The organism is Pseudomonas sp. TSO6, from assembly GCF_056098905.1.
Genome location: NZ_JBLZWV010000061.1, coordinates 185,815 through 199,630, shown reverse-complemented (window position 1 = coordinate 199,630; position 13,816 = coordinate 185,815). Strand labels below are relative to the sequence as shown.

At 63.8% G+C, this 13,816-nt stretch carries 10 protein-coding genes; 6 read left to right on the top strand and 4 right to left on the bottom strand.

Annotated features, from left to right (window positions below; translation table 11 throughout):
* Positions 1-109: 109 nt before the first annotated feature.
* The 4 genes from ACN6NG_RS24140 to gap form a co-directional block, all read right to left on the bottom strand.
* On the bottom strand, positions 110-2,698 hold the full coding sequence (locus tag ACN6NG_RS24140; protein ID WP_353455779.1) for a TonB-dependent receptor: 2,589 nt from the start codon (positions 2,696-2,698) through the stop codon (positions 110-112).
* 126 nt (positions 2,699-2,824) lie between these two features.
* Positions 2,825-3,787, bottom strand: a complete 963-nt coding sequence (locus ACN6NG_RS24135; RefSeq protein ID WP_063426426.1) for a FecR family protein — start codon at positions 3,785-3,787, stop codon at positions 2,825-2,827.
* Positions 3,788-3,875: 88 nt separating this feature from the next.
* Entirely contained in the window at positions 3,876-4,388 is a 513-nt protein-coding gene (locus ACN6NG_RS24130; protein WP_474316613.1) for an RNA polymerase sigma factor, read from the bottom strand.
* Positions 4,389-4,522: 134 nt separating this feature from the next.
* Entirely contained in the window at positions 4,523-5,524 is a 1,002-nt protein-coding gene (gene gap, locus ACN6NG_RS24125; RefSeq protein ID WP_063426430.1) for a type I glyceraldehyde-3-phosphate dehydrogenase, read from the bottom strand.
* 264 nt (positions 5,525-5,788) lie between these two features.
* Here gap and edd point away from each other — a divergent pair, with 264 nt between their 5' ends.
* The 6 genes from edd (at position 5,789) to ACN6NG_RS24095 (ending at position 13,735) form a co-directional block, all read left to right on the top strand.
* Positions 5,789-7,615, top strand: a complete 1,827-nt coding sequence (gene edd / locus ACN6NG_RS24120) for a phosphogluconate dehydratase (protein ID WP_016501286.1) — start codon at positions 5,789-5,791, stop codon at positions 7,613-7,615.
* Positions 7,612-8,574, top strand: coding sequence for a glucokinase (locus ACN6NG_RS24115; protein ID WP_049277579.1), 963 nt, complete (start codon positions 7,612-7,614; stop codon positions 8,572-8,574). Before edd ends, ACN6NG_RS24115 begins: the two co-directional genes overlap by 4 nt.
* 129 nt (positions 8,575-8,703) lie before the next feature.
* A complete protein-coding gene (gltR, locus tag ACN6NG_RS24110) occupies positions 8,704-9,429 on the top strand; it encodes a two-component system response regulator GltR (RefSeq protein ID WP_043196841.1) in 726 nt (241 codons plus the stop codon).
* On the top strand, positions 9,410-10,864 hold the full coding sequence (locus ACN6NG_RS24105; RefSeq protein WP_063426432.1) for an ATP-binding protein: 1,455 nt from the start codon (positions 9,410-9,412) through the stop codon (positions 10,862-10,864). Before gltR ends, ACN6NG_RS24105 begins: the two co-directional genes overlap by 20 nt.
* 229 nt (positions 10,865-11,093) lie before the next feature.
* A complete protein-coding gene (locus tag ACN6NG_RS24100; protein WP_474316610.1) occupies positions 11,094-12,344 on the top strand; it encodes a D-mannose isomerase in 1,251 nt (416 codons plus the stop codon).
* Between the two features lie 104 nt (positions 12,345-12,448).
* A complete protein-coding gene (locus tag ACN6NG_RS24095) occupies positions 12,449-13,735 on the top strand; it encodes an ABC transporter substrate-binding protein (protein ID WP_063426436.1) in 1,287 nt (428 codons plus the stop codon).
* The last annotated feature ends 81 nt before the right edge of the window (positions 13,736-13,816 follow it).

Below are 13,816 nucleotides of genomic sequence, written 5' to 3'. Positions count from 1 at the left end.
CCCCAGATTTTCTGTGCTGATGCAAAGATTACTGGGGCTGCTGCGCAGCCCATTCGCGACACAAGGCCGCTCCCACAGAGAGCTCACAGGCCTAAATTTTTGGTACGGATCAGATATCCCAAACCACATTGATACCGAAGTTGCGCCCCGGCATGGTCAGGCGGTCGATGTTGGCTGGCTGGGTCACAGCTGCTTCACCCTGGCCGTCGTAGCTGCGCACCGAGTCCCACTGCCAGTATTTCTTGTCGGTGAGGTTGTACAGGCCGGCGTTGATGGTCACGTCGTCGGTCACCTTGTAGAAGCCGGTCAGGTCCAGCACGCCGTAGCCCGGGGTGCGGAACTTCGAGCTCGAACCATCTGGCGAGTAGAAGCTGGAGTCATCGACACGGGTTTTGCGCTTGACCAGCGTCCAGCTCAGCAGGCCGCCGTAGTTCTGCTGCTCGTAACCCAGGCCGAACACGCCCTTCAGCGGGTTGACGGTGTTCAGCGGCTCACCGGTGTCGTCGTTACGACCATAGGTGTAGGCAATCGAACCCTGGGTATACAGGCCTTGCGGCGCGCCGAAGTGGTCGAGGTTCAGGCGGCCCTTGACCTCGGCACCCTTGATGGTGGCGTGCTTGATGTTGTTGGCCTGGAAGGTCTGTTCCAGATTGGCGCTTTGCACCGCATCTTCGTCGATGAAGTCGCGGTACTTGTTGTAGAACACCGCGACGTCGAAGTTACCCGCGTCGAAGTTGCCACGCAGGCCGGTTTCATAGCTCTTGCTCTTTTCCGGTTCCAGGCCTGGGTTGCCTTCTACGCGGTAACCTTCCTCGAGGTTCACGAACTTTCCGTACATGGCCTTGGCGGTCGGGGTACGGAACCCTTCGGCATACTGGCCATACCAGGTGTAATTGTCGTTGAAGGCGTAGGTCAGGCCGAACTTGGGCGAGACGCGGTGCCACTTCTTGTCCGAGTCGTCCTGGGAGGTGGGTGCCGTGCCGGTGGACTCCAGGCCACGCAGGAATTCGTCGGTGAACTTGGGTTCCATGCGCGTGTAGTCGTAGCGCGCACCGGGCATGAAGGTCCATTTGTTCCAGCGGATTTCATCCTGCACGAACAGGCTGTAGGTGTTCACGGTCGGGTCCGGGAAGTCGCTGACCAGAACCTGGCCGTCTGCCGGGCGTTCGGCGCCGGCGGCGGAGCAACCGGAGCCCACGGCCAGGCAGGTGCCCGTGCCGCTGCGCGTACCGGTGATTTTCTCGTGCTTGATCGTGGTGCCATAGGTCAGCAGGTGGTCGGTGGCGCCGATGCTGAATGCCTTGTCCAGCTGGGCATCGAAGACCCACTGGCGGTCCTTGTAGGTCGTGTCACGCGTGCGCAGTACCTGGCGGCCAGGCGGTGCGTAGACCTCTTCGGTATGCTGGTCGGTCTTGGCGATCTGGTAGTTGAGGCTCCACTTGACGTGGTCAGCGACCAGCGAATCCAGGCCGAACTCATGGTTGATGCCAAAGCGCTCGCGGGTGATGGTGTCGTTGCCACTGCGCGCCTTGTAGTAACCCATGCCGCCAAAGCCCGGAATGAACGGCCCGCCCACCGCGCTGAGGATGTTCTGGTCGCGGTCATCCTTGTAGCGCTCGTAGGTGAAGCCCAGGCGCGCGTCGTCGTCGTAGTTCCAGCCAAGCTTGGCCAGCACGTTGGTGGTGCGCACGTCCATCGGGTTGGCTTCGGTGCGCGACAGGCCGGCACCGCTGTGGCTGCCGTGGGTTTCGGTCTCGTGGCCGTTACGCTGGCTCAGGTGCAGCAGGCCATCGAAATCACCCTCGCGGCCGGCGACGGTGGCGGAGGTCAGCCAGCTTTCGTCGGCCGAGCTGTAGCCGGTCTTCAGGCGCGCACCCACGTCCTTCCCGGGCTTGATGATGTCGTCGGGGTCGAGGGTGAAGTAGCTCACCGCGCCGCCGATGGCGTTGCTGCCGTACAGCACCGAGGCCGGGCCGCGGAGAATTTCCACGCGCTTGACGATTTCCGGGTCGACGTAGTTGCGTTGGGTCTGGGCGTAGGGGCCATAGAAGAAGCTGTCCGGGATCGATACACCGTCGACCTGGGTGAGGATCCGCTCGCCGTCGATACCACGGATGTTGTAGCCGTTCAGGCCGCTGCGCTGGCCGGTGCCGGCCACCGATACGCCCGGCTCGTAGCGCACCAGGTCCTGGATGTTGCTGACGTTCTGCCGGTCCAGCTGCTCTCGGGTCTGCACGCTGACGGTGCTTGGCACCTGGCTGACGTCCTGGGCACTCCGGGTGGCGCTGACGGTCACCTGCTGCAGGGCGATTACGTTGCCGCCAGCCTGGCGCTCAAGCACCACGTTGCCGTTGCTGATCTTGCGAAAACTCAGCCCGGTACCCTGCAACAGGCGCTTGAGGGCGGCATCTGGCGGCAGCGAGCCTTGTACACCCGGCGAAGCCACGCCGTCGGCCAGCTCGGCGCTGAAGCCGACTTGCCAGCCGGTGACCTGGCTGAAGGCATTGATCGCCGACACCAGCGGCTGCTGGCCGATGCTGAAGCGGTAGTCACCCATGCGCGGGCTGCTGGCCTGGGCCGGTTCGGCGGCCAGCGCTGGCAGGCTGCAAGCGCCGCTGGCGAGCAGAGCCAGGGTCAACAGGGACAGTTGCCCGGTTCGGCGGGGAAGGGTGGACGTGCGGGTAGGACCAGTGGACATCGAAAGCGCTCCCTGATGCGCGGGCTGTTATAGGTGATTGCTGTTCTCGTTTTCAAACAAGAATCAGTTGCATTGGCTATAACGAGACGGGCGGGGCAGGGCGATCGCGTAAAAATAATTTCCGGGTCAGTTAAGAATCACCAGCGCAGGGTACTCATGCAGCTGTGCCGAGGTGATATGGGCAAGTGCGCGCAGGGTTTCCAACGGCTGGTCGAGGCGGTAGTTGCCCGTGACTGCAACGTCTTCGAGCTGGGCATTGCGGTTGATGATCCAGCCGGGATAGTAACGCCGCACTTCAGCCAGCACCTGGCTCAGCGGGCAATTCTCGAACACCAGGCGGCCGTCGACCCAGGCCAGCTCCTTTTGCATGTCGGCGCGTTGGCGCTGGCCGAAGCCCTGCGGGCCCACGCTGATGCTGTCGCCGGCACTCAGGCGGATGCGCTGGTCGCGTGCCCCTTGCAGGTCGACATCGCCGCGTTGCACCCGCACCTGAGCCTCGCCATCGAGGTAGCGCACGGCAAAGTCGGTATCGCGCACCTGTGCGCGCAACGGCCCGGCCTCTACCTCAAGCGGCAGCAGTGCGCCCTCGGGTATCTGGAAGTAGGCCTCACCCTGCAGCAGGCGAGCAACCTGGCGGCCTTCCCGGCGGTCGCTGGCAAATGCCGAGTTGGTGTTGAGCAGCACTTTTGCACCGTCTTCCAGTTGCAGGCGCTGGCGCTCGCCCACCACGGTCAGGTGGTCGGCCTGCATGCGGGTAGGCAGGTTGCCGACGGTGAACAGCCCGACCAGCAACACTGCAGCGGTGGCCAGGGGTTTCCAGTGGCTGCGCAGGCGCCCGCGCCACGAGCGGCGTTGCTGCTGGTGCATCTGCGTGGCCGCCTGATGCAACGGCATACCGTTCCACAGTGCTTCTGCCTCGACATAGGCCTCGGCGTTTTCTGGCGCGGCACTCAGCCAGGCTTCAAAGGCCTGTGTGTCTGCGGCATCGGCGCATTGCAGGCGCACCAGCCAGTCCAGCGCCTCGTCCATGGCACGAGCACGGGCACTAGGCCCGGCAGGTGACGGGCGAGGGGCAGGGCTGTCGGTCACGGTGAATCCTTGAATGGTTTTTTGCGAATGATCAAGGCTAAGACGGGGTGTGGCAAGGGCTTTGCGTCGCCGTTCGCCTGCGGTCAGCTTACTTGAGGCGTTCGGCAACACCCATGCAGATCGCCATGATCAGTTTCAGTTCCTTTTGCACCGTACTGGGCGAAACACTGAGTTGTTCGGCGATTTCCAGGTAGGTGGCGCCGTGCAGGCGGCTGAGGATGAAAATGCGCTGCTGGCGTTCACTCAGCTGGTTGAGGCTGACGCTCAGGTGCTTGAGCAGCTGCTCGGCGTGGGCGGCATCCTCGCTGCTGGTGGCGGGTGCGGCCACGCTGTGCAGCACTTCGTCGGGCACGTCGTCGACCAGCATGCGTGCCTGCACCCGGCGTGCGCGCAGGTGGTCCAGTGCCAGGTTGCGCGCGGTCTGGAACACGAACGGCTCGATGTGCTCGATGGGCCGCTCGCCCAGGGCGCGGGACACACGCAGGTAGGTTTCCTGCAGCAGGTCTTCGGCCGTGCTGGGGTTGCCAACCAAGCGCTGCAAGGTACGCAACAGGGTGAGGCGCTGGATGAGGAAGACGGAGTTGAACCGGGACTGACTCACGGGGGGACCTGGCCGACGAAAGGTTAATGATAATGCTTATCATCCGTGGCGTTGGTCAAGTGTGGAAATGTTAGGAAAAGGTAAAGATTGTGAGTTCCCGCCCTGTGTGGTCCCTTGTGGGAGCGTGCCAGGTCTTAGCGGGCCTGGCACAACGCCAGGCAGTTATCCAGCATGCGGTTGCTGAACGCCCACTCGTTGTCATACCACGCCAGCACCTTGAGCATGCGCCCGTTGGCCCGGGTATGGTTGGCATCGAAAATCGACGACAGCGGGTTGTGGTTGAAATCGCAGGAAACCAATGGCAACGCGTTGTAGCCCAATACCTTGGAATGCTGGCTGGCTTCGAGGAACAGTTGGTTGACCTGCTCGGCCGTGGCCTCGCGCTTGAGGTTGACGGTGAGGTCCACCAGCGACACGTTGATCACCGGCACCCGCACTGCCATGCCGGTCAGCTTGCCGGCCAGCTCAGGCAGCACCAGGCCCACGGCCTCGGCGGCGCCGGTCTTGCTGGGGATCATCGACTGGGTGGCCGAGCGCGCCCGGTACGGGTCGCTGTGGTACATGTCGGTCAGCACCTGGTCATTGGTGTAGGCGTGAATGGTGGTCATCAGGCCTTGCTCGATGCCGAACTCGCGGTGCAGCACCTGGGCGATCGGTGCCAGGCAGTTGGTGGTGCAGGAGGCGTTGGAAATGACCTGGTGCGAGGCCCGCAGGATGTCATGGTTTACCCCGTACACCACGGTGGCATCGGCACCTTTGGCCGGCGCCGAGACAATTACCTTGCCCGCCCCTGCCGCAAGGTGTGCAGCGGCCTTGGCGCGGTCGGTGAACAGCCCTGTGCACTCGAACACCACGTCGATCGCCTCGGCCTTCCAGGGCAGTTCGGCCGGGTTGCGGATGGCACTGACCGCGATACGGTCACCATTGACCGTCAGGCTTTCGTGGTCGGCCTCGACCGTGGCTTCGAACGTGCCGTGCACGCTGTCGAACTTGAGCAGGTGAGCATTCATGGCGCTGTCGCCCAGGTCGTTGATGGCGACGACCTGCAGGTCCTGGCGGTAGCCTTGGGTATACAGTGCGCGCAGGACGTTGCGACCGATGCGGCCGAATCCATTGATGGCGATGCGTAGGGTCATGGCAGTACCTCTGGCAGTCCGAGTGAAACCTGTGGCAAAAAGGAGCTTCACTGAAACGGTTTTGTTGTTGGAATTACAAGATTATTCACTGGCCGATAGAAAACAAGCCTTTTTAGTGGCAGTATTTTGTTTAAACATACAACGAGTGGTTGGGCGATGTGCTTCCGCCGATGCAGCAGGCTCCTTACCTTGAGCCTAGGCCGCAATCGTTTGGAGGGGAAATGCCCGGTAAACCGCCCTTACAATTAGCCTGGAGTTCAGTACATGCATCCGCGCATCCTTGAGGTCACCCAGCGGCTGATCGAACGCAGCCGTGCCACCCGCGAACGCTACCTGCAGCTGATTCGCGGGGCGGCCAGTGAAGGCCCCATGCGTGCCAGCCTGCAGTGCGCCAACTTCGCCCATGGCGTGGCCGGTTGCGGCAGCGAGGACAAGCAGACTCTGCGCCTGATGAACGCGGCCAACGTGGCTATCGTCTCGGCCTACAACGACATGTTGTCTGCCCACCAGCCGTACCTGCACTTCCCCGAGCAGATCAAGCAGGCACTGCGCGAGGTCGGTTCGGTCGGGCAGTTCGCGGGGGGCGTGCCGGCCATGTGCGACGGCGTGACCCAGGGTGAGCCTGGCATGGAGCTGGCCATCGCCAGCCGCGAAGTCATCGCCATGTCCACGGCGGTAGCGCTGTCGCACAACATGTTCGATGCCGCGCTGATGCTGGGCATCTGCGACAAGATCGTCCCGGGCCTGATGATGGGCGCGCTGCGCTTCGGCCACCTGCCGACCATCTTCGTCCCGGGCGGGCCGATGGTGTCCGGCATTTCCAACAAGCAGAAGGCCGATGTGCGCCAGCGTTATGCGGAAGGCAAGGCCAGCCGTGAAGAGCTGCTGGAGTCGGAGATGAACTCCTATCACAGCCCGGGTACCTGCACCTTCTACGGCACCGCCAATACCAACCAGCTGGTGATGGAAGTGATGGGCCTGCACCTGCCGGGCGCCTCGTTCGTCAACCCGTACACGCCGCTGCGCGACGCCCTCACCGCCGAGGCCGCGCAGCAGGTCACGCGCATGACCAAGGCCAGCGGCAGTTTCATGCCGTTGGGCGAAATCGTTGACGAGAAGGCACTGGTCAATTCGATTGTCGCCCTGCACGCCACGGGCGGCTCGACCAACCACACCCTGCATATCCCGGCGATTGCCCAGGCGGCAGGTATCCAGCTGACCTGGCAGGACATGGCCGACCTCTCCGAGGTGGTACCGACCCTGTCCCACGTCTACCCCAACGGCAAGGCCGACATCAACCACTTCCAGGCCGCCGGTGGCATGGCCTTCCTGATTCGCGAACTGCTGGATGCCGGGCTGCTGCACGAAGACGTCAACACCGTGGCTGGCCACGGCCTGCGCCGCTATACCCAGGAACCGTTCCTCGACAATGGCAAGCTGGTGTGGCGCGAGGGGCCGCAACAGAGCCTGGACGAAAGCATACTGCGCCCGGTGGCGCGGCCGTTCTCGGCCGAAGGCGGCCTGCGGGTGATGGAAGGCAACCTGGGCCGTGGCGTGATGAAGGTGTCTGCTGTCGCCCCCGAGCACCAGGTGGTCGAAGCCCCGGCGCGCGTGTTCCAGGACCAGCAGTCGCTGGCCGATGCGTTCAAGGCCGGCGAGCTGGAACGCGACTTTGTCGCCGTGGTGCGCTTCCAGGGCCCGCGTTGCAACGGCATGCCCGAATTACACAAGCTCACACCCTTCCTCGGTGTGCTGCAGGACCGTGGCTACAAGGTGGCGCTGGTCACCGACGGGCGCATGTCCGGTGCCTCGGGCAAGATCCCAGCGGCCATCCACGTTTGCCCCGAGGCGTATGACGGCGGCCCGCTGGCGCGGGTGCGCGATGGTGATATCGTGCGGGTCGATGGCGTCGAAGGCACATTGCGGGTCATGGTGTCGGCCGAAGAACTGGCCAGCCGCGACCTGCCGCCGGCCCCCCAGGGCAATGACCTGGGCTGCGGGCGCGAGCTGTTCGGCTTCATGCGCATGGCGTTCAGCCCGGCAGAGCAGGGCGCGAGTGCCTTCACCTCGGCCCTGGAGAACCTCAAATGAAGGACCTGCTGGTTGGCGACATTGGTGGCACCAATGCCCGTTTTGCGTTGTGGCGTGACAACCAGCTGCATGAGGTAAAAGTCTTTGCCACTGCGGACTACACCAGCCCGGAGCAGGCTATCGAGGCTTATCTCGAAGGCCAAGGTATCGCCCGCGGCGGGTTGGCGGCTGTATGCCTGGCGGTAGCAGGGCCGGTCGATGGCGATGAATTTCGCTTTACCAACAACCATTGGCGCCTTAGCCGTACGGCTTTCTGCAAGACCTTGCAGGTTGAACGGCTGTTGCTGATCAACGATTTCACCGCCATGGCGCTGGGCATGACCCGCCTGCGCGAAGGGGAGTTTCGCGAGGTGTGCCCTGGTCAGGCTGACCCGTCGCGGCCAGCGTTGGTGATCGGGCCAGGCACTGGCCTTGGGGTGGGTTCGCTGCTGCGCCTGGGCGAACAGCACTGGCAGGCCTTGCCGGGGGAGGGCGGCCATGTCGACCTGCCGGTGGGCAATGCCCGCGAAGCGGCAATCCACCAACAGATCCACGGGCAGATCGGCCATGTCAGTGCCGAGACCGTGCTCAGTGGCGGTGGCCTGGTGCGGCTGTACCAGGCAATTTGTGCGCTGGATGGCGACATACCCAGGCATAAGACCCCGGCGCAGATTACTGACGCAGCGCTGGGCGGCGAGCCACGGGCGCTGGCGGTGGTCGAGCAGTTCTGCCGGTTCCTTGGGCGCGTGGCGGGTAACAATGTGCTGACCCTGGGCGCGCGGGGTGGGGTCTATATTGTCGGCGGTGTGATTCCGCGTTTTGCCGAGTTGTTCCTGCGTAGCGGTTTTGCCGCGAGTTTTGCCGACAAGGGCTGCATGAGTGGCTATTTCGCTGGCGTGCCGGTGTGGCTGGTAACCGCGGAGTTTTCCGGCTTGCTAGGGGCCGGTGTGGCCTTGCAGCAGGCCTTGGACCACAGATAAGTGTAAAGGGCCGCTGATAGTTCCGGCACAGCACGGTCCCTGTAGGAGCGGCCTTGTGCCGCGATGGGGCGCGAAGCGGCCCCAATAACAGGCAACCAAGACCTGTAACTAACAAGAGGAAGGACCACCTTGAGCACTGCCGGCAAATCGATCCTGATGGTCGACGACGACCAGGAAATCCGCGAACTGCTGCAAACCTACCTGAGCCGCTCCGGCTTCCAGGTGCATGCCGAAGCCGATGGAAAGGGCTTTCGTCACGCCCTGGAAACCACCCCCTGCGACCTGGTCATCCTCGACGTCATGCTGCCCGACGAAGACGGCTTCAGCCTGTGCCGCTGGGTGCGGCAGCACCCGCGCCAGGCACGGGTGCCGATCATCATGCTCACCGCCAGCTCCGACGAAGCCGACCGGGTCATTGGCCTGGAGCTGGGCGCCGACGACTACCTGGGCAAACCCTTCAGCCCTCGGGAACTGCAGGCAAGGATCAAGGCCCTGCTGCGCCGCGCCGAATTCGGCCAGTCGGCGCCGGGCAGTGCGGTGCTGGCTTTCGACGACTGGCGCCTAGACACGGTCAGCCACCGTCTGTTCCACCACGACGGCGAAGAGGTGATTCTGTCCGGCGCCGACTTCGCCCTGCTCAAACTGTTCCTCGACCATCCGCAGCAGATTCTCGACCGCGACACCATAGGCAACGCCACCCGTGGTCGCGAGCCGATGCCGCTGGACCGCATCGTCGACATGGCGGTCAGCCGCCTGCGCCAGCGCCTGCGCGATACCGACAAGCCCCCGCGGCTGATCCGTACGGTGCGTGGCAGCGGCTACCTGTTGGCGGCGCATGTCTGCAGTGCGCCCTGACCGGCGCTGGCGCCTGCTGCCGCGCTCGCTGCTGGGGCGCATGCTGCTGCTCACCCTGTTGGTAGTGCTGCTGGCCCAAGGCTTGTCGAGCATCATCTGGGTGGCCCAGTTGCGTGCCAGCCAGCTGCAGGGCCTGCGCGCCAGCGCCAGCAGCCTGGCCCATTCCATGAGCGCCAGCGTCAGTTACTTCCGCTCGCTGCCGGTGGCCTATCGGCCGATGGTGCTCGACCAGTTGCGCAGCATGGGCGGCACGCGGTTTTTCGTCTCGCTCAACGCCAAGCCGCTCGACATGCCGGTGCTGCCCATCACCCCACGCAAGCAGGCTGTGATCGATGTATTCCAGCAGGTACTGCATGAGCGACTGGGCTCGCAGATGGATATTTCCGTTGAGTTCGTCGCGCCCGACGATCTGCGCATTTTCAACAGCGGCCTGAAACTCGACGAGCTGCCACGCTCCTGGGCGCATTACTCACTGACCCTGGAGCCGCTCAACCCGCCGGTGCTGGTGACGCAGATCCGCCTGGGCGAGGGCGAATGGCTGTACATCGCCTCGTTGCTGCCCGAGCCCTATACCAGCCTTGAGGCCGAACGCCTGCCACGCCAGCAGATCGGTTTCATCGTGCTCACCACCACCTTGCTGCTGCTGTTCATCGGTTTGCTGGTGCACTGGCAGAGCTGGCCGCTCAAGCGCCTGGCGCGCGCTGCGCGCGAGATGTCGCTGGGCGCCGATGTGGCGCCGGTGGCGGAAGGTGGTGGTAGCGAAGTGGTTGAAGTAAGCCGTGCGTTCAACAGCATGCGTGAGCGCATCAGCCGCTACCTGACCGAACGCAGCCAGCTGTTCAGCGCCATCTCCCACGACCTGCGCACGCCGATCACCCGCCTGCGCCTGCGTGTCGAACTGCTGGAAGACGAGCGCCTGCAGTCCAAGTTCAGTCAGGACCTGGACGAGCTGGAGCTGCTGGTGAAAGGTGCATTGCAATGCGTGAAGGACACCGATATCCACGAAAACATAGAGCCGGTCGACCTCAACCAGGTGCTGGAGATTCTGGCAGAGCCTTATCTGCGTGATGGCCGCATCACGGTAGAAGGCCGGGCGCAGGCGCCTTACCCAGGCAAGCCGCTGGCGCTGCGGCGTTGCATCGGCAACCTGATCGACAACGCCATCAAGTACGGCGAGCAGGCGCGGCTGCGCATCATCGACAGTGCCGAGGGCTTTGTGCTGCAGGTGGACGACCAGGGGCCGGGCGTCCCGCAGCAGCAGCTGGAGCAAGTGTTCGAGCCGCATTTTCGGCTGGCCGGACAGCAGCAGGGCTATGGGCTGGGGTTGGGTATCGCGCGCAACATTGCCCATAGCCATGGGGGCGAGGTGAGCTTGCTGAACCTGCGCGAAGGCGGGTTGCGGGTGACCCTGTATCTGCCGCGGGGCATGGACTGAGTTGTTTGTGGTGGCAGTTCTGGCCCTATCGCCGGCAAGCCAGCTCCCACAGGTACAGCGTAAACCTTGAAAGTTTTATGGTCTTTGTGGGGGCTGGCTTGCCGGCGATAGGGCCATTGCAGGCCACATAGATGTCACTGCCCAGTGACAGTCCTGGCCTGCTTCGTGACCTCCCGGCCAACCCGGCTGACTAGACTTCGCACATGACTGGCAAGGATCAAGCTGGCCCATGAACACCCCCAATCTGCCCTCCACCAGCTGGCTCAACGCCCCGGCCCACACCGCCTGGCGCGTGGCCGAAGCACAGCGCCTGCTGGTCTTCGTCAAGGCCGCGAAACTGCCCGACGGCTTCGGCAACCTGGATGCCAAGGGGCAGTTAGCCCCCGGCGCCCGTGCCGAAACCATGAACACTGCTCGCATGACCCACTGCTTCGCCCTGGCTCACCTGCAGGGCATACCCGGCTGCCTGGACTACGCGGCACACGGCGTGGCCGCTTTGCGCGGTGCCATGCAGGATGCCGCCTACGGCGGTTGGTTCGCCCACCCCGGTGGCCACGACGATAGCGGCAAGGCGGCTTACCTGCATGCCTTCGTTGCACTGGCCGCCAGCTCGGCAGTGGTGGCGGGCGCTGTCGACGCCCCCGCGCTGTTGGCCGACGCAATCCATGTGATCGAAGCGCATTTCTGGAGCGAAGAAGAAGGCGCCCTGCAGGAAACCTTCTCCCGCGCCTGGCAACTGCCCGAGCCGTACCGGGGTGCCAACAGCAACATGCACGCGACCGAGGCCTTTCTGGCCTTGGCAGACGTCACCGGCAACAGCCTGTGGCTCAAGCGCGCCTTGCGTATTGCCGAGCGCATCATCCGTACCCATGCTGCTGCCAACGGCTACCGGGTCATCGAGCATTTCGACGCGCTCTGGCAGCCACTGCCGCACTACAACCTTGAGCATCCGGCCGACCACTTCCGGCCTTATGGCACCACGCCCGGGCATGCCCTGGAATGGGCGCGGCTGCTGCTGCACCTGGAAGCCAGTCTCGAACGGGCCGGCCTGCATGCCCCGCAGTGGCTGCCGGATAGCGCCCGGGCACTGTTCGACGCAGCCTGCCAGCAGGCCTGGAAGGTCGATGGCGCGCCCGGTTTCGTCTACACCCTGGACTGGGCCGGGCAGCCCGTGGTGCATGCACGCCTGCACTGGGTGCACGCTGAGGCCTGCGCTGGCGCAGCGGCCCTGTTGCAGCGCACCGGCGAGGCGCAGTACGAGCAGTGGTACCGCACCTGCTGGGAGTTCATCGCCAGCCACTTCATCGACACCCTCGGCGGCAGCTGGCACCACGAACTCGATGCCCACAACCAGCCGGCCGGGACCCTCTGGCCGGGCAAGCCCGACCTCTATCACGCCTACCAGGCGCTGCTGCTGCCAGGTTTGCCACTGGCCCCCAGCCTGGCCAGCAACCTGGCCGGCAATGTAACCAAACGATGACATTCACGCATCGCTTCGTTACCTGGCGGGGTGGGCACGCTGTTTAGACTCCATGCAACGCAAGCGACCGACTTGCACGGCATAACAACAAGAAAGGTGCTTCGATGAATCCCACGCTCCGTCTCGCTGCCGCAATTTCCCTGGCTTCCTTACTTCCGCTCAGTGCCCAGGCTGCCGAAGCCAAAGGCAGTGTCGAGGTGGTGCACTGGTGGACCTCCGGTGGTGAAAAAGCGGCTGTCGATGTGCTCAAGGCCCAAGTCGAAAAAGACGGCTTTACCTGGAAGGATGGCGCCGTCGCTGGCGGTGGCGGTGCCACGGCCATGACCGTGCTCAAGAGCCGCGCCGTAGCCGGCAACCCGCCGGGTGTCGCACAGATCAAAGGGCCAGACATTCAGGATTGGGCGGCCACCGGCCTGCTCGACGGCGATGTGCTCAAGGAGGTGGCCAAGGAGGAAAAGTGGGACGCATTGCTCGACAAGAAGGTCGCCGACACCGTGAAGTACGACGGTGACTATGTCGCCGTGCCGGTAAACATCCACCGTACCAATTGGCTGTGGATCAACCCCGAAGCCTTCAAGAAAGCTGGCATCGACAAGGCGCCCGCCACCCTCGACGAATTTTACGCTGCTGCCGACAAGCTCAAGGCCGCCGGTTTCATCCCGCTCGCCCACGGCGGCCAGCCGTGGCAGGACAGCACCGTGTTCGAAAGCGTGGTGCTGTCGGTGATGGGCGCCGAGGGCTACAAGAAGGCCATGGTCGATCTCGACAACGCCGCCCTGACCGGCCCGGACATGGTCAAGGCGCTGACCGAACTGAAAAAGGTCGCCACCTACATGGACCCGGATGGCAAAGGCCAGGACTGGAACCTGGAAGCGGCCAAGGTCATCAACGGCAAGGCCGGCATGCAGATCATGGGCGACTGGGCCAAGAGCGAATGGACCTTGGCCAAGAAAACCGCCGGCAAGGATTACCAGTGCGTGCCGTTCCCCGGTACCGAAAACGCCTTCCTCTACAACATCGACTCGCTGGTGGTGTTCAAGCAGAACAACGCCGGCACGTCTGCCGGCCAGCAGGACATTGCCCGCAAAGTGCTGGGCCAGGACTTCCAGAAGGTCTTCAGCGGCAACAAGGGGTCGATCCCGGTGCGTAACGACATGCTTGCCGACATGGGCAAGTATGGCTTCGATGCCTGCGCGCAGGCGTCGGCCAGGGACTTCCTGGCCGACGCCAAGAATGGCGGCTTGCAGCCGAGCATGGCGCACAACATGGCCACCACGCTGGCCGTGCAGGGCGCGTTCTTCGATGTGGTGACCAACTACATCAACGACCCCAAGGCCGACCCGGCCGATGCGGCGAAGAAGCTGGCGGCGGCGATCAAGGCTGCCCAGTAAAGCTGACAATCATCCTGTAGGAGCAGCCTTGTGCTGCGAAAGGGCCGGGATGGCTTGAGGCATTGCTGTGCCTGCAATGGC